At 60.8% G+C, this 16,968-nt stretch carries 16 protein-coding genes; 7 read left to right on the plus strand and 9 right to left on the minus strand.

Translation table 11 applies throughout. The features are described from left to right. Positions 1–512: 512 nt before the first annotated feature. Positions 513–1,928 (minus strand): MFS transporter, encoded by a 1,416-nt coding sequence (locus tag ACYASU_RS23070; protein ID WP_463584185.1) that lies wholly within the window; start codon positions 1,926–1,928, stop codon positions 513–515. Between the two features lie 247 nt (positions 1,929–2,175). Further along, positions 2,176–4,704: a PAS domain-containing protein gene (locus tag ACYASU_RS23075; RefSeq protein ID WP_463584186.1), complete on the minus strand. Its 2,529-nt coding sequence runs from the start codon at positions 4,702–4,704 to the stop codon at positions 2,176–2,178. A 123-nt stretch (positions 4,705–4,827) separates the two neighbouring features. On the opposite strand from ACYASU_RS23075, the gene ACYASU_RS23080 reads away from it, so the two are divergent. The 3 genes from ACYASU_RS23080 to copM all read left to right on the plus strand — a co-directional run bounded on the left by ACYASU_RS23080 (position 4,828) and on the right by copM (position 6,835). Continuing rightward, positions 4,828–5,040 carry a hypothetical protein gene (locus ACYASU_RS23080; RefSeq protein ID WP_463584187.1) on the plus strand — a complete coding sequence of 71 codons (213 nt, stop codon included), beginning with the start codon at positions 4,828–4,830 and terminating at the stop codon, positions 5,038–5,040. A gap of 241 nt (positions 5,041–5,281) precedes the next feature. Beyond that, on the plus strand, positions 5,282–6,250 hold the full coding sequence (locus ACYASU_RS23085) for a hypothetical protein (protein WP_463584188.1): 969 nt from the start codon (positions 5,282–5,284) through the stop codon (positions 6,248–6,250). 243 nt (positions 6,251–6,493) lie between these two features. Then, entirely contained in the window at positions 6,494–6,835 is a 342-nt protein-coding gene (copM, locus tag ACYASU_RS23090; RefSeq protein WP_346625727.1) for a CopM family metallochaperone, read from the plus strand. Between the two features lie 76 nt (positions 6,836–6,911). Here the strand turns inward: copM and ACYASU_RS23095 are convergent, their stop codons facing one another. From ACYASU_RS23095 to ACYASU_RS23105, 3 genes are all read right to left on the minus strand, one after another. Next, positions 6,912–7,346 carry a GNAT family acetyltransferase gene (locus tag ACYASU_RS23095; RefSeq protein WP_463584189.1) on the minus strand — a complete coding sequence of 145 codons (435 nt, stop codon included), beginning with the start codon at positions 7,344–7,346 and terminating at the stop codon, positions 6,912–6,914. 60 nt (positions 7,347–7,406) lie between these two features. Then, positions 7,407–8,036 carry a LysE family translocator gene (locus ACYASU_RS23100; protein WP_463584190.1) on the minus strand — a complete coding sequence of 210 codons (630 nt, stop codon included), beginning with the start codon at positions 8,034–8,036 and terminating at the stop codon, positions 7,407–7,409. A 95-nt stretch (positions 8,037–8,131) separates the two neighbouring features. Continuing rightward, on the minus strand, positions 8,132–8,794 hold the full coding sequence (locus tag ACYASU_RS23105; protein WP_463584191.1) for an NADPH-dependent F420 reductase: 663 nt from the start codon (positions 8,792–8,794) through the stop codon (positions 8,132–8,134). A 103-nt stretch (positions 8,795–8,897) separates the two neighbouring features. On the opposite strand from ACYASU_RS23105, the gene ACYASU_RS23110 reads away from it, so the two are divergent. Beyond that, positions 8,898–9,785: a LysR family transcriptional regulator gene (locus ACYASU_RS23110; protein ID WP_463584192.1), complete on the plus strand. Its 888-nt coding sequence runs from the start codon at positions 8,898–8,900 to the stop codon at positions 9,783–9,785. Between the two features lie 52 nt (positions 9,786–9,837). Here the strand turns inward: ACYASU_RS23110 and ACYASU_RS23115 are convergent, their stop codons facing one another. Further along, positions 9,838–10,284: a hypothetical protein gene (locus ACYASU_RS23115; RefSeq protein WP_463584193.1), complete on the minus strand. Its 447-nt coding sequence runs from the start codon at positions 10,282–10,284 to the stop codon at positions 9,838–9,840. A 74-nt stretch (positions 10,285–10,358) separates the two neighbouring features. Between ACYASU_RS23115 and ACYASU_RS23120 the strand changes: the two genes are divergently transcribed. Beyond that, positions 10,359–10,733 carry a MerR family transcriptional regulator gene (locus tag ACYASU_RS23120; RefSeq protein ID WP_463584194.1) on the plus strand — a complete coding sequence of 125 codons (375 nt, stop codon included), beginning with the start codon at positions 10,359–10,361 and terminating at the stop codon, positions 10,731–10,733. Between the two features lie 44 nt (positions 10,734–10,777). On the opposite strand, the gene ACYASU_RS23125 is transcribed toward ACYASU_RS23120, so the two are convergent. Continuing rightward, positions 10,778–11,956: an MFS transporter gene (locus tag ACYASU_RS23125; protein WP_463584195.1), complete on the minus strand. Its 1,179-nt coding sequence runs from the start codon at positions 11,954–11,956 to the stop codon at positions 10,778–10,780. A 102-nt stretch (positions 11,957–12,058) separates the two neighbouring features. Beyond that, positions 12,059–12,616, minus strand: a complete 558-nt coding sequence (locus tag ACYASU_RS23130) for a GNAT family N-acetyltransferase (protein WP_463584196.1) — start codon at positions 12,614–12,616, stop codon at positions 12,059–12,061. A gap of 267 nt (positions 12,617–12,883) precedes the next feature. On the opposite strand from ACYASU_RS23130, the gene ACYASU_RS23135 reads away from it, so the two are divergent. Continuing rightward, a complete protein-coding gene (locus ACYASU_RS23135) occupies positions 12,884–13,198 on the plus strand; it encodes an RcnB family protein (RefSeq protein ID WP_463584197.1) in 315 nt (104 codons plus the stop codon). 138 nt (positions 13,199–13,336) lie between these two features. Here ACYASU_RS23135 and ACYASU_RS23140 read toward each other — a convergent pair whose 3' ends face one another. Further along, positions 13,337–13,852 (minus strand): DinB family protein, encoded by a 516-nt coding sequence (locus ACYASU_RS23140; protein WP_463584198.1) that lies wholly within the window; start codon positions 13,850–13,852, stop codon positions 13,337–13,339. A 242-nt stretch (positions 13,853–14,094) separates the two neighbouring features. On the opposite strand from ACYASU_RS23140, the gene ACYASU_RS23145 reads away from it, so the two are divergent. Continuing rightward, on the plus strand, positions 14,095–16,677 hold the full coding sequence (locus ACYASU_RS23145; protein ID WP_463584199.1) for a M10 family metallopeptidase C-terminal domain-containing protein: 2,583 nt from the start codon (positions 14,095–14,097) through the stop codon (positions 16,675–16,677). Positions 16,678–16,968: the final 291 nt, after the last annotated feature.

Below are 16,968 nucleotides of genomic sequence, written 5' to 3' on the forward strand. Positions count from 1 at the left end.
CCCGCAATTTGCGGCGTGTCCCCTGACGCTTTCCCGGCTAAAGCCGGTCCCACAGTCGAGTTCACGCTCGATCTCACTGACGGCACGCGGTGTTTTAGTGGGACCGGCTTCAGCCGGGAAGAGGCCAGTGCAGGCGCCATCACTGTTGCGGTGTGGCGCCTGACGCCTTCCCGGCTAAAGCCGGTCCCACAGTCGGGTTCACGCTCAATCTCACTGACCGCACGCGGTTTTTAGTGGGACCGGCTTCAGCCGGGAAGAGGCCAGTGCAAGCGCCATCACTTTTGCGGTGTGACGTCTGACGCTTTCCCGGCTAAAGCCGGTCCCACAGTCGAGTTCACGCTCAATCTCACTGACCTCACGCGGTCTTTTAGTGGGACCGGCTTTAGCCGGGAAGAGGCCAGTGCAAGCGCCATCACTGTTGAGGTGTGGCGCCTGACGTCTTCCCGGCTAAAGCCGGTCCCACATTGTTGCCTCAGCCCCGGTTTATGGGGGGCCTGGCTTCATCCGACTGGTTAAAGGTCAGTGATCTCCTTGTGGCGCGGCACCAGCGTCTTCATCACACTCCACGCCACCAGGTAGGCGAGGGCGCAGATCGCGAACATGATCATGTAGCCGGTGTGAATGTCGTTGATCGACTTGTAGTAGTCGAACACCCAGCCGCCGATCTTGGTCATGACCACGCCGCCCAGGCCGCCCGCCATGCCACCGATGCCGACCACCGACGCCACGGTTTTCTGCGGAAACATGTCGGAGACGGTGGTGAAGATGTTGCAAGACCACGCCTGGTGCGCGGATGCGCCGATGCCGATCAACAGGACGGGCACCCAAAAGCTGATATAGCCGAACGGTTGCGCCAGCAGCACCACCAGCGGGAACAGCGCGATCACCAGCATGGCTTTCATGCGGCCGTCATAAGGCTTGTCACCGCGAGCCATGAAGTAGCTCGGGAACCAGCCGCCGCCAATGCTGCCAACCATGGTCATGCTGTACAGCACAAACAGCGGCAGCACGATGGCCTGGCCTTTCATCCCGTACTGCGCCGACAGGTAGGTCGGCAGCCAGAACAGGAAAAACCACCACACGCCGTCGGTCATGAACTTGCCGAAGGCAAACGCCCACGTCTGGCGATAAGTGAGCAGTTTGAACCAGGAGACCTTGACCGCAGGCGCGCCCGGCAGCGGGGCCGCCTTGACGTGCTCAACCTCGTCGCTACGGATATAGGCCAGTTCTTCAGCCGTCAGGCGTTTTTGCTGATCCGGTTTTTCGTACAGCGCCATCCACACGCCCAGCCAGACAAAACCCAGCAGGCCGACCACGATGAACGCCGATTCCCAGCCCCAGAATGCCGCGATCAGTGGCACGCAAATGGGCGCCGTGATCGCGCCGACGTTGGCGCCGGAGTTGAAAATGCCGGTGGCGAACGAGCGCTCTTTTTTCGGGAAGTATTCGGCGACCGCCTTGATCGCAATCGGAAAGTTACCGGCCTCGCCAACCGCCAGCACGGCCCGCGACAGCATGAAACCGGCAATGGACACCGGAATGGCGGCGAATCCCAGGACGGTGGTGATCGCGCCAATGCCTTGTCCCAGCGGCACTGCAAACGCGTGCATGACCGCGCCGGTGGACCAGACACTGATGGCCACCACGAACGCGGTTTTGGTGCCTATCCTGTCGACCAGACGCCCGGCGAAAATCATCGAGATCGCATAGACGAACTGAAACACCGAAGCGATGTTGGCATAGTCGGTGTTGCTCCAGCCAAACGTCGTGGACAGCTCCGGTGCCAGCAGGCTGAGCACCTGACGGTCCAGGTAGTTGACTGTGGTGGCGAAAAACAGCAGCGCGCAGATCGTCCAGCGGTATTTGCCGACGGACCGGGTGGCCGTCTGGGTAATGCTTTGGGGGTGGGTAGACTCGTTCGGGATCATGGCATCACTTTTTTATTATTGGGGTTATCGATTGTGATCGTCTGTCGTCGTACAACGCTGTAGGTATAGCGAGCGTTTCAGCAGGCTGTCAATGTTTGCACGCGAAACATCGCCGCCCCCATGCTCATCAGGCTTCAAATGTCACCCGGGGGAGGCGCTGGCTTTTCGGAAAAACCGTGAGGTGTGGCCCAAAGGTCCGCGTCAGCCTGATCGGGTATGCCGCCGGGCTGACTATCAGATCGGTCTATCAGATCGGCGTGTTCATGAGTTCACGCACGCGGGCGGCCAGTGTCTCGATGCCGAAAGGCTTGATGAGCACATGCATGCCAGGCTCGAGCTGGCCGGCACCGATCGCCGCCCCCTCCGCGTAGCCGGTGATGAACAATGTCCGCAGGCCCGGACGCACCAGGCGCGCAGCGTCTGCCATCTGGCGTCCGTTCATGCCACCGGGCAGACCGACATCGGTGACGAGCATGTCGATCCGCACATCCGACCGAAGCAGATTCAGGCCACTGGCGCTGTCCGTCGCTTCCATGAGGGTGTAGCCGAGTTCAGCCAGGACCTCGGTCACCAGCATGCGCACCGTGGGTTCATCATCGACGACCAGAATTGTTTCGCCGATGCCCGCTGTCGAGGCCGCGGCATCTGGTTCGTACAGCTCATTTACGCTGGGCGTTCCGTGGTAGCGGGGGAGGTAGATGGACAGCGTGGTCCCTTGTCCGACCACCGAGGCGATACGAACCTGCCCCCCGGATTGCTTGGCGAAACCATAAATCATCGAGAGGCCCAGGCCAGTGCCCTGACCGATGGGTTTGGTGGTGAAGAAGGGGTCGAAAGCCTTCGCCACGACGTTGGCCGGCATGCCCGTTCCGGTGTCGGTCACGCTGAGGGTCAGGTATTCGCCCTCGGGGACCTCCAGCAGCGGTGCTTCCGCTGTTCCCACGAACTGACAGCGGGTTTCGATGGTAATGCTGCCGCCGTCCTGCATGGCGTCCCGCGAGTTGATGCACAGATTCAGCAACGCATTTTCCAGCTGGCTCGCATCGACCAGTGCCACGCAGCTGTCCGGCGAGCCAACGGTCTGCACGCTGATGCTGGGGCCCACGGTGCGCTGGATCAGCTCGGTCATGCCCTCGACAAGGCTGTTGATCTCGGTGGGCCGGGGATCCAGGGTTTGCTGGCGGGAGAACGCCAGTAATCGGTGAGTCAGGGCAGCCGCCCGTTTGGTCGCGCCCTGTGCCGTCGTCAGGTAGCGTTCGACATCCGTCAGACGACCTTGAGCAAACCGCGCACTCAACAATTCCAGCGAGCCCGAGATGCCCGCGAGCAAGTTATTGAAGTCATGGGCAAGCCCGCCCGTCAGTTGCCCCACAGCTTCCATTTTCTGTGACTGGCGCAGCTTTTCCTCGGTCTGCATCAGCGCTGCGGTGCGTTCCGCCACACGCTGTTCCAAGGTCTCGTTGAGCGTACGCAGGGCGGCGGTTGCTAGGTCGCGCTGGGCTTCGACCGAACGCCGCTCCTCGACATCGATCAGCACGCCCGGGAAACTGAGGGGAGCGCCGTCCTCGCTGAAGTTGACGCGCCCGTTTGCCTCGATCCAGTAGTATTTGCCGTCCGCCCGACGGACCCGGTATTGATGGGCGTAGGCGCCGCCGCGACGGATGGCCTCGTCGATCGCCGTCATCAGGCCCGCCCGGTCTTCCGGATGCACGGTCGCCACCACTTGGTCAAGGCTGAGGCCTTCGTAGCCCAGCATCGGGTCGAGGCCGAAGGCCCGGGCGAACGCTTCATCGACGGTGAAACTGTTGCTGGGCAAGTCCCAGTGCCAGGTGCCGAAAATGGCCCCGGCGGCCAGGGCCAGCTGCACCCGCTCGACGTTCGCGCGGGCGATGGCTTCGCTCTGGCGCAGACGCTCCTCGGCATCACGCCGCCCGGTCACGTCGTTGAAGATGATCGCAATCTGGCATTCGGCGGGATCGCCAACGGGGACGGCGCGCACGTCAAACCAGCGCTGGAAGGCTTTGGCGTAGCTTTCGAAGGTGGCCGGCACGCGGGTTTTGGCAACCCGTCCGTAGGTATCGAACCAGAATTGTTCCAGGTCCGGGGCAAACTCCCGGACCCATTTCCCGCGCAGGTTGACCCCGGCCTCACGTTCGAAGGCCGGGTTGGCTTCGAGGAAGCAATAGTCGATCGGGTAGTCATTGGCATCGAACTTGACCTGAACGATGGCAAAGGCGGCTTCGACCGTTTCCAGAATCGTCCTGAAACGCTCCTCGCTCTGCCGCAGTGCAGCCTCGGTGTCACGAATCGGCGTGAGGTCGAGCATCGCGCCGATCATGCGCACCGCGTTGCCTTGAATATCGCGGATGACGTGCCCACGGTCGAGGACCTGAGCGTAGGTGCCGTCCACCCGGCGAAACCGATACTCCTCACTCCAGCCGGTCTGCCTGCCGTCGATCACGTCATGGATCGAGGCGACGATGCGCTGCCTGTCATCGGGGTGAATCTGCGCAATCCACCAGTCGCCGGCCATTTCGACCGTGGCGAGCGGATGCCCGTAGACCCGTTCCAGGGCGTCGTTCCACAGGACATGGTTTTCCTTGAGGTCCCAGTCCCAGATCGCATCGTTGGTGGCTTTTACCGCGAGGCGGTAGCGGACCTGAGCGTCTTCGATCGCTTGCTCGGCAACCTCTTCGGCGGCGCGCTCGGCCGTGTGGCCGAGCGAGGCGGCGCTATCGTTCGGTCGTGTGCCGGTGCACAGACTGTTCAGCCTCATGACTTCACTTTTCTTCAACGCCGACCGCAACTGCATGACTTCAGCCTCGAGAGCTTCCCGGGTCAAATGCTTCAAGTTTCCACCTGCAAACGTAACGTTATGACCTGAGGTCGGAGGTGCGCCATGCTCCCTCCGGGACTGCGCCAGCCGGCTGATCCAGCACGTATCGGCGGCCAGCGTTTACGCTGCATGCTGGCAGAATGCAATTTGGCTTCCAGAAAAGACTCGGGCGGCAAGACAAAGGTTCCGGCACCGGGAATGATTCGCCAGGCCGGTATGGAATATTTTTCATTTCGGTTTGGCTTGTTGATCCATCTTGCTGCGATGCATTACTGAGCGCGCCGATTGCGCCCACTCTTTGCGTGGGTACGCACCTCACGTTATGCAGCCTTGCCTCTGGCGCATTCCGGCAGAACCGGTTGGCACATTCGTGCACCCTCACTTCAGTCGCGGGCATTGGGTTCGGTGACTGCGAATGGCCGGTTTTTGGTGAGGCTGAGCTGTACAGGGGAGTCTCGAAGACTTGCGCTGGTCGTGAGATAACATCGCCCCACTCTAAAAGGGACGCCTCGTATCCATGCTTCCGTATCTCGTCAGCTACCTACTGTTCGCGGCAATTCTCGCATTGGTGGACCGCCTGGCCGACAAGCCACTGTTTATCCGCACTCATCTAAAGCATTTCCCATGGAAGCTGAACTACAGCTTTCGGTGGTGGGGGGTGCAGGAGTATTGGACAGCGGTGACGGTGATATCGATGTTTGCCTTGGTGTTTCTATTGTTTTGGCATTTTGTAGGAGGCGCGATCAACCGTGATGCGGGTCAACTCTTGTACCTGCCAATTGCGCTCGGATCTACGGTGATAGCGGCGCGCCACTTCAGGTTGGTTGAGAAATTCAGAGCCAGCGCGTGGTGGATCACGCTGCTGGTGGCGCTGCCCACATTAGGTCTTGGGATCTATGCCAGTGCGCATGCCGATTCCTACATCCTCAACGTGACGCGCGTTGACCCAGCGAAATTTCCGGTTGCTCAAAAAGCGCTGACCAGCCTGATATTGGTCACTCTTTGGGTTTTCATAGGAGTTGTGGCACTCAGTATCGTTGTCGTTCTGGTCTCCATTATCCTCGCGGCGAGAACGCCCACATTCATCGGTTTGGTGATGCGTGATCGAGTCAAGTTCATGGCCTGGAAGAAACATGTGCAAGGAACGGAGGAAAAAAGGCAACGAGTTATGCTCACAATTATCTTCGCGGGGTCCACCCTTACCGGCACCATTGCGATGAATTTTCTTGAATATATCGGGCGCCATGCCGAAGGAGCGCTTCAGGAAACCCTGGTTTTCTCATCCTTCCACCTCCATCCCAGAGATTGTGCAATACCCGGTTGGACTCGCGACGCCTGGGTGGCTTTGATCGACGACAGTCATGCGGTATTGGCTGAACAGACTGCGAAAGGCTATTTGTTCAGGACAGTTAAGTGTGAAATGCAGACCACCAGCGCGCTTAAGCGCGGGGTATTGGACCGTCTGAAACTGGATGATTACCAATGAGGGGAAGCAGCCTGGGCGTAATGCCCGCACGAGGAAATAACCGTCGGCGGGCCCACGTCTCAGCGCGGTTGCAACTTAAAAGGACGCAGCGGGAGGAACTTTCCGTCCAGGGTAATCACTGCGATGGCGCCTTCAGAATAGCGTCCAAGACAGATAAACCAATAGAGAATCTGCTTGACCTTGCCGCAATGGAAAGGTCTAGCGTGACGGCTTCGTTTCTACCCTCATCCAGGATGCTTCGTCATGAAAAAGATTGCCGCCGTTGTCAGCGTCATTGCTCTGCTTTCCGTAACCGCCGTCAGGGCCGACCAGACGGAGGACGTCAAACAGATGCATGAGGCCTACCAGCAATCGATGGGCGCCATGAAAGACGACATGCACCACGGCATGATGAGTGACGACCCCGATGTGGCGTTTGCGGCCGGCATGCTGCCGCACCACGAAGGCGCGGTGGAGATGGCCAAGATCGAGCTGAAATACGGCAAGGATCCGGAGATGCTGGAGCTGGCGCGCAAGATTGTGGCGGCGCAGGCAGCGGAAATCACGCAGATGAAGAATTGGCTGAAGGCGCATCCGGCTCAATAAAGCAACGAAGTAATACGCCCCTGATCAGGGGCGCAGACAGCGGGGGCAGGGCAAGGAGGCCGCTGCGGCGGACGCATCAATGGGTGATGTTCGATTCGATTTTCTTGCCCATGCTGATGCGCGGTTCGGTTGAGTACCCCATAGACTCATAGAACGCCTGGACGCTTGCATTGGTGCTGACGATCTGCAGGTTGATTTTCATGCACCCCCGCACTGTCAGGGCGTGCTCTGCATGACGAACCAGCTGCATGCCTACGCCTTTTCTGCGATGAGAAGGGTGCACCGCCACCGCATACAGCCATCCACGATGACCGTCGTACCCGGCCAGAACGGTCCCCACCACCTCGTTGTTCGTCAGGGCAACAAAAAAGAGGCCGTCCGGTACAGCCAGCTTTTTGTCGATGGCGAGGCCGGGCGTGTTATGGGCGGTTTCGTAGCCGAACACGGTGTCCCAGAGTTCGATCACGGCCTGGCGATGAAGCGTGTCCGAATAGTCGGTGATGGCAGCCATGGTGAGGCTCCTTGTTCAACGGAATGGGCGGTAAGATTTTCTGCGCTGGCAATCGCCACCTTATCTTCCCGAAACCAGTGCCAGCCGGCAGGCCAATCCAAAAAAGACCGCACCCAGTACTTGATTAAGGCGCTTGGCAATGCGGGCATTGGTCGCCAGCGTGTGCCCGATTTTACTGGCGAGGAGTATCACTGCGCCGTTCACCAGCAAACCGATGACGTTCAGAACCGTGGCGAATATCAGCATCTGCCCGACCAGCGAAGCTTTTGTCGGATCAACGAACTGCGGAAACAACGCCAACACGAACAGTGCCATTTTTGGGTTGAGCAGATTGGTCACGACTCCCTGCCGAAAGATACTCAGAAGGGGCGTGGCTGCGAGGTCCGCATCTGCACGCAGCGGCGATGGGGCGCTGAACGCTTTCCAGGCGAGAAAAACCAGATAGGCAGCCCCCGCGAACCGCACCGCGTCGTAGGCAGCGGGGACGTTGATCAACAATTGCGACAGTCCGAGTGCGGCAGCCAGCGCGTGACAATAGGTGCCCACCTGAATGCCCGCCAGCGAAACGAAACCGGATGCTCTGCCCTGACTCATGCTTCGCGATGCAATCAACAGCATGTCCGGGCCCGGTGTCAGCGTAAGCGCCAGGCAGGCGCCAGCGAAAAGCAGCAATACTGAAAGATCGATCATCAAGTTCCTTCCCGAGGCAATACGAACGGCATGTGCAGGCACGCATGTTACCGGAAGGTGGCGCTGGCTGAAGGTCCTTTTCGGGATGACGCCATTCAGTGGCGCCACGAGCCATGGGGCAGCTCCACGTGCCTTTCAGCCCCGGCCAGCGCAACTTTCAGCGCCTCCCGGTTTAATGGAACGCAGTAGGCGGGTTTGGCCCGTTCGAATCGCCAGCTTTCGTCGAGGTTACCGGCGTCAACCGCGTCAAATCCCACCTCGTCCAGCAGTTGTATGGCCAGCGCTTTCGCCGCAGGCTCATCGGCGGCCACCGGCAGTGCGCGTCGGTCGTGGGCCGTAACTGGCCGAGCTTCCCGGATGAGGTCATCCGCCAGGATCGCATTGAACACCTTGACCACGCTGGCGCCAGGCAAATGCTCGGCAAGCAGCCGGCTGGTGGTGGTCTCACACCTGTCGAGCGCCGGGAAAGAGCCGTCCCGTTCGGGGTAGTAGTTATTGGCATCCAGCACCGTTTTACCGGCAAGCCAATTAGCTGAAAGGGTGGGGTAGTGCTTGAAGGGAATGGCGACCAGGACCACATCGCCAAAGGCAGCAGCGTCCTCAATCGTGCCTATCTGGACGCCGGGTATCTGGACGAGCAGGCCGTTCAGGGTCTGTGGGCCACGTGAGTTGCTGAGCATGACTTCATGACCTGCGGCGATGACCCGTTGCGCCACTGCCTGGCCGATAAAGCCTGCCCCGATGATGCCTATGCGCATGTGACTGCTCCCGATGGTTTGCAAGAGCCGCCATGATGATTGCGAACCAGCTGCAGATAAATGATCATCAGGCACTTAGTCTCCCCACCCGGAGTGTTGAATCATGGACCGTCTCAGCAGCATGGAAGCCTTCGTAATGGCGGCGGAATGCGGCTCCTACGCCAAAGCGGCCGAGCGCCTGGGGTTGTCGCCGCAAATGGTCGCCAAGCATGTCGCTGCGATCGAGCATCGACTCGGGGCACGACTGCTGAACCGCACCACGCGGCGCCAGAGCCTGACCGATCTGGGCCAGGCGTATCTGGAACGCTGCAAACACATCCTGAGTGAAGCGAAGGCGGCGGATTCCCTTGGGGAGATGATGAACGATACCCCGCGCGGCAAGCTGAAAATCAGCGCTCCCACTACCTTCGGCTCCTCTCGCCTCATGCCCTTCGTGACGGATTTTCTCCGGCAGCATCCCGAGATTGAAATCGATCTGCAATTGACTGATCGCTTGGTTGATCTGATGGAGGAGGGGGTCGATATCGCGTTCAGGATCGGCCCGCTGGACGTATCCAGCCTGACCGCCCGGCCGCTGGCGCCTTATCAACTGGTCGCTTGCGCCGCGCCTGGTTATCTGGCCGAACGCGGCGTGCCGCAACGTCCGCAGGACCTGAGCCAGCATGAGTGCCTTGGGTATGCCTGGTGGTCGCGGCCGACTGACCGCGAATGGGTTTTCTGCAAAGGGTCAACGGTGGAACGGGTTCAGGTGGCCAGTCGATTGAGGGTCAATGAGGTCCGGGCGCTGCTCTCTGCGGCGCTGGACGGTTTCGGCATTGTGCTCGGCCCTTGGGATTTCCTCGAGTCCGCGGTACGCAGCGGCGCGCTGGTGCGAGTGTTGCCCGACTATGAGGCGCCGAGCCGGGCCATGCATATGCTCTACACCGGCAGCCGACAGCGAACGGCCAAGCTGCGCCGATTCATTGATGCGGCGCTGCTGCAGTTCGGTTGAGCGCTACGTGCAGGTCGGCGCCGCGCCTGGTTTGAGGACACAGCTATTGCGTTTACCGCACACCGGACGACGCTGGCGCCTGTTTCTCCCTCTGGCTGCCTTGTCCTGAATGCCGGATCGGCCAGACCTGCGCAACGGCAAACACCCCCTCGAACACCGTAAACCCGAGAATCAGAAAACTCGCACCGTGGGCGACCGCATAAAGCTGCCACGTCGCGAACAGCGTTCGCGCCAGTGCGTCGTACAACCCCACGCGACGGCTCGGTTGCGCCAGGCGCCAAAGCGACCAGACCACCACGCTGCCGAGCAAATTGGCGAACAGCATGCCGCTGACGTCCAGCACGGGCACCGGCCGTTCCAGTGCCAGAGCGGCTGACAGCGCGGCAAAGGTGTCGAACACCCACGCGGCGGTCCAGGGCGTCATGAACCCCGTCGTCATTATCAAATCGTAAAAGGCGCTGCTTCTGACGATGCGTTTGTTGGTCTTTGCGCTGATCATGATCTTCCCTCACAGTTGAGCCCGCAGGCTAAAGCCTGGTCCTGGGTCCAGAGTCAACGTGAGCATTGAGAGTCATGAAAATAGGCGAAGTGGCAGTGCGTGCGGGGGTGTCCGTGGAAGCCTTGCGTTTTTATGAAGAGAAAGGCCTGATCAAACCGCAGCGCAGTGCCAACGGCTATCGCCACTACCCGGAGGAGACCCTGCAGCTGGTGGGGTATATCAAGCTGGCGCAACAGTTGGGATTTTCGCTGAAGGAGATCGGCGAAAACCTGCCGCTGCTGTGGAACAGCGAGCAGGTGTCCATCGACTTGCTGAGAGGATTATTCGCCGAGAAAATCGCGATGCTGGACGAGCGCATCGGGCAGATGCACGCGCTGCGTAATCTGTTGGCCGAGCGGGCGGGGCAGGTCTGTCCGTTGTTGGACACTGGCGCCGCTGACGTGCCCTGAAGGACACGTCACCTCGCAATACCCGGACGTCAGTTACAACGCCTTCAGTCGCACAACGCCTGGCTGCGACGCATCGCAATCGGCCGAACCAGACTCAGCAATCCTGCCAGGGCCATGGCCGCGCCGACCCACAGCGGCGAACGCAGACCCAGGCCTGCATCGATGGTCACGCCGCCCGCCCAACTGCCGAATGCCAGTCCGGCGGTGATGACCGAGGTGTGCATGATGTTCACCAGCGCGCCGGGCTCGGCCGCTTTCATGACGCGCGCGACCATCGCGGGGTTCAGCGCCACGCCGGTCAGCCCGAGGGCGAGGAAGCATATCAGGTTCAGCCACAGATGATCCCCGGCCAGGGCGAAGCCCGACAATGCCAGCACCATGATCGCCAGACCCCAGCCGACGATCGCCATCATGTAGCGATCCGCCAGTCGGCCCACCACCCATTTGCCCAGCACATTGGCGACGCCATACAGCGCCAGCAGCGGGGCGACGAATTTCGGTGCCACGCCGACTTCTTGAATCAAGATGGGCGTGCAGTAGCTGAACGCGGCAAAGGTGGCGCCGATGATCAAGCCGCTGGTGAGGTACGCCGCCCAGAGGGGCGGATTCTTCATGTCCGCGACTTGTTGGCGCAGCGGCGGTTCGCTGCCATTGGCGCCTGCCGGCAGGCGCTTGCTCGCGAGCACCGTGCAGAGCATCGCCAGCACCACCACAAGCCAGGCGCTCGCACGCCAGCCGAAGTGCTGCTCGACCCACGTGGTCAGCGGCACGCCGACGACAGGGGACAGCATCAGCCCGGCGAGGACCACCGAAACCGCTCGACCGCGTCGTTCCGGGGTGACGAGGCCTGCGCACACCGTCATGCACAAACCGATGCAGACGGCACTGGAAATGCCCATGACCACGCGTGCAGCGGCGAGCACCAGATAACTTTGGGCGGCCGCTGCGACTGCGCCGGCCAGCACATAGCAGACGAGCAGCGCGATCAAAGAGCGTTTGTTGCTGACGCCTTTGGACAGCAGCAACACGGTCACAAGGGGGCCGCCGATGGCCATGCCTAAAGCGTAAAAGGCGATCAGGTTGCCGACTTGGGCGAGGCTGACCGAGAACGCATCGGCCAGCGCGGGCATCATGCCGGCGACCATGAATTCGGCCGTCACCAGCGAGAAGATCGTCAGGCCCAGAAGGTAGACGGTGGACGGGAGTTTGCTGCGGCTGGACATGGGGTTCCTGAGGGGTAAAGAAGGCCGGCTACCCTAGGGATTGAGGCGGAGCAGGTCAACAGGCAATCAGCTAACTGCCCCGGGAAACCAGTGCCTGCTGCATCATTTCGAAGTCGGCGGCTGCCTGGTCAACCATTCATCGCGCGTCAACTCCCAGAGCTCTTGAACCATGGGACCTGAGACAAAGTGGCCGTCCCGGCGCTCGATCATGCGCATGCCTTCGCGTTCGGAGATCTTCCTCGATGCCGCGTTGCCCGCCGCTTTGGGCACCTGCATCACCGGGCGCTGCAGGGTTTCGAACCAGAAGGCGTTGATCACTTCGCACGCCTCCCGCATATACCCCTGACCTCGCCATTGCGGCGCCAGCCAGAAACCCCGGTGGTTCTCGGGCTGATCGTGCAGGCTGATGCAGCCGATCATCCGCGCCGGCTCGGACGTCAGGCGTATCGTCCAGTGCCATTCGCGCCCGTCTGCCATGGCAGGAAGCGCGACGTCGCGGAGGTAGGTCAGCGCGCCGTCGTCGGGATAGGGCCATGGCACATGGCTGTCCAGATACCGGACCACGTCCCACTGGGGAAACAGCTGTTGAATCACGGGCGCGTCGGTTAGCCGCAGCGGGGCGAGTGTCAGTCGGGGAGTCTGGAGCGTGGGGCTTTCCATGCGGTTTTTTCCATGCAAGCAGTACGGCGACATTGATGCCATATACAGTGAACAGAGAACAAGTGTCTCGAGACTGGCTCTCGGACTTTGTTGATCTTCAGCTTCTGGTATCTGCTGTTGCCCCACTGGCAACCACTGCGAAAGTCGATGCGAGCGTATGGCACGCGATCAGATCGAACTCCTTCGAATCAGTCCCGGTCAGAGCATGACGGATGCACCGTCACCCCTTATTCAATCAGCGGCACTCGTTTGCCAAAGGATCTGATCATGCTCGGAAAGAAACTCCTCCCTCATCTGCTGTTCACCGCAGTATGCGCAGTCAGCAGCTTCTCCTACGCTGCCGAACAGCCAAGCGTGACGATGGATCGCCCGGGCGCAGGGGTTAAGGAAATGAAGGAGGGCGACAACGTCCCTGATCAATACCAACGTCCCAGCCTGGCGCTTAAAGACTGGAAAGCACGTCACCTGAGCGCGCCGGACAAAAATCAACAGTGGGTGGAGATCAAGGACCAGTACCTGTTGGTTGATATTCCGACGGGCACGATCAAACAGATGGTGTCCAAGGGTAAGGCGCATAAATAACGCCATTGGCTGAGACCCCATTCCTCAGCCAGCGATGATGACGTGACGTCTGACGCCTTCCCGGCTAAAGCCGGTCCTACATTCGGGTACGTAGCCAATCCCACTGGATGCACGCGGTGCTTTTTAGTGGGACCGGCTTTAGCCGGGAAGAAGCTCATCCGATGACCTCAATGGTAAATCTCCATCAAGATAAAATTCATCCAGTTGAGGCGGTGGTATGCGGGTACCGGACAGCATGGCGTGAACCTGTCCACGGTGGTGAATCTGGTGCTGGAACAGATGTAGCAACAGGCAATCCACTCGTTCCGGAATAATGCCCGTCGCCCGCACTACACCCGCTCGTCGACCAAGCGCGTGCTCATCCAGACCTTCGCAATAGGTAACAAGTCGGCCGTCTGCCTCGGTTTGGAACCGGACGATTTCCTGCAGCGACAGATGCTCGGGCAGCTCCTTTCGTTGACCTTCGAGATCAAACGTCAGCGCGGCCAGGTAGAACTGATCGACATCCAGTATGTGCCGCAGCGTCAGCTCGATCGAGGGAAAAAAACCTGTTCGCGGCGCCAGGTATTCTTCATTGCTCAATCCCAGGTATGCCGAGAGCAGGCGCCGGTTCGACCATCGATTATTGTGTGCCTGCGCCAGATAGCTGTTCATCGGTAGGCCCTGGGTGGATAGCTGGGATGAATGTAATGAATTCAGGGATGTCTCGTCACCCGGCGTTTCACTCCCGCGACTGGATGGCTCACCGAAAAGTGCCACGCAATCCCATACAGCCCATCCGACGAAAGCCTTCGAACCGGCACTAACAATCCGGAACTCTGCCGGTCCAACCTGTTCCCCGAGCCGGTTGCAACAACCGGTTCACAGGTCGTCAGTTTTCCAGGCAGGAGCAGCGCATGAGCATCACCCCCACTTTCGATATCCGCAATTACGGCGCCAAGGGCGACTCCGTCACTGACGATACCGTCGCCATCCAGAAGGCAATTGATGCCGCAAGCGCTGCGGGTGGGGGCAAGGTTTACATTCCTGGCGGCACCTGGCTTGTGTCGGACAGCGACGGTTCGGGCAACGCCTTGGCGCTGAAAAGCAACGTCACCCTCACCGGGGAGGGCGCAGGTGACAGCGTGCTCAAGCTGGCCGAGGGCGCCGGATCGAATACCACCGCTCTGTTGGGCGTGGTGGCAGGCAGCAGCGTGCGAGACGCGACCGTCAGCAATCTCTCGCTGGATGGCAATCAGGTCAACGGCAGCGGGCACGTCAGTGGCTGGTCTCAGTCGGGGGCGAGCAGTACCAATCTGTTGATCGACGGCGTCACCGCCACCCACTTCAGCGGCAGCGGTTTTGACCTGACCGGCGCGTCGGTGCATCTGACGGTGCGCAACAGCACGGCCACAGATAATGCTTCTGACGGTTTCGTGCTGGGCGGGTCGCTGCCGGCGCTGACCTTTCAGGACAACCGCGCGCTGGACAACGGCGGCAATGGCATCAATGTCGGGCTTGGCAGCGTGGCGATGTCGCTCACCGATAACCAGGCTTCCGGCAATGCTGGCGACGGCATTCACGTCCATGAAGAAAGCGGCGTCGACACCGGCTTTTTCAGCGTCATCGGCGGCGACATCAATGGCAACGGCGGTGATGGCGTGCACATGCGCGGCATCGAATACGGCGGCGTGTATCGCCTCGACATCCATGACAACGGCGGGTCAGGCGTCAATCTGCAAGGCACGACCCACATCGAAGTGTCCGACAACGTCATCCACGCCAACGCGCAGATCAACGACGTGCCGGAAGTGGCGATCCGCAACCTGGGCAGCGAGAACGGCACGCAGAATTTCGTCTACGACAACCTGATCACCGGCAGCGCCGGATCGACCTGGGGCGTGGCCGAGGTGCCGTCGGACGTGGCGAGCGTCGAAGGCAGCGTGATCTTCGGCAACGTCATCAACGGCACTCATTCGGGCGACATCAGCGCGGCGGGCAACAACACCCAGGTCTACAACAACAGCGATGTGCTGATCGTGCGCGGCAGTGCGGGCGCCGATACCCTGATCGGCAGCCGTTCGGACGAATTCATCAGTGGCGGAGCGGGGCGTGATCGCATCGACGGCGGCGCCGGTGACGACGTCATCCATGGCGGTGCAGGGGCGGACCGCCTCAGCGGCGGCACCGGCAGCGACGTGTTTCGCTTCACCTCGGTCAGCGACAGCTATCGGACGGCCACCACGTCCTTCACCGATCGCATTACCGATTTCAACGACGCCAGCGACCGTCTCGACCTGACCCTGCTGGGATTGTCCGGGCTGGGCAATGGCCACAACGGCACGCTGAAGGCGTCGTATAACGCTGGCACCGACATCACTTACCTCTCGAGCCTGGACGCCGATGCCGCCGGCAACCGCTTTCAGCTGGCACTCGACGGCAACCACCTGAGCACGCTGAGCGAGACGAACTTCTTTTCGTCGATTACCGGCACGGCCAGTGACGACAAGCTGTTCGGCACCGCCGCCGATGACGTGCTGATCGGCGGCGCAGGGCGAGACGCGTTGTCCGGTGACGGCGGCGCAGATCGGTTGCTCGGCGGCAGCGGCGGCGACACCCTGACGGGTGGGGCTGGCGCAGACACCTTCGTGTACACCAGCGTCAGCGACAGCCTGCGCAACGATGCCAGCGGCAGCTACGCGCAACGCGACCTGATCACCGATTTCAACAGCAACGGCCATGACCGCCTCGACCTTACAGCCCTGAATTTCAAGGGCCTGGGCAATGGCTATGACGGCACGCTCAAAGTCGTGTTGAACCTGGCCGGCGACCAGACGGCGCTGAAGTCGCTGGAGCCGGACGCCGACGGCAACCGCTTCGAAATTCTGCTCAACGGCAATCACCTCTATGACCTGACCGCGAGCAATGTGCTGTTCGCCAACCCCGATGACACGCGCACCGATTCGTCTCAGCCGCTGACCTCGGTGAACGCCACCGGCACGGCAGGCGCCGACACGCTGTATGGCGACTGGGGTAATGACACCCTGTTTGGCCTGGCGGGCAACGACGTGCTGGCGGGCAGCGTCGGCGATGATTTGCTGGTTGGCGGTGCTGGCAGCGACAAGCTCACCGGCGGATCGGGCGAGGACACCTTTCGCTTCGATCACATCAGCGACAGCTACGTCGGCGCGGCGGATCTCATCACCGACTTCACCACTGGCCACGACACGCTGGACGTTTCCGCGCTGGGCTTCACCGGATTGGGCGACGGCCGCGACGGCACTTTGCAGGTCAGCTACAACGCCAGCAGCGACCGCACCTACGTGCGCAGCAACGAGGCGGATGTCGCGGGCCAGAAATTCCAGGTCACCCTGGCGGGGGATTACAGCCATAGCCTGAAGGCCGAGGATTTCGCTTTTAGCCCGGCAGCGAACGCGACCGAGATCAAGGCCGTGGGCGTGCAGGCAGCGATGGACCATATGGTTTTGTCCGACGCCTGATCACCTTCAACGCATGCGGTCTCTCAGGCTGCATGCGATCTCAGTGTGGGACCGGCTTCAGCCGGGAAGAGTCCAGCCCGGACACCCCCAGATTTACGGTGTGACGTCTGACGTCTTCCCGGCTAAAGCCGGTCCCACAATTGGTTCGCCGCCAGTGCCACTGGATGCACGCGGCTCATTAGTGGGACCGGCTTTAGCCGGGAAGAGGCCAGCCCGCACACCCTAAAATGTGCGATGTGACACCTGACGCTTTCCCGGCTAAAGCCTGTCCTACAGTGGGTTGAGCCAGTC

The sequence above is a fragment of the Pseudomonas sp. HP_12 genome (assembly GCF_055283955.1).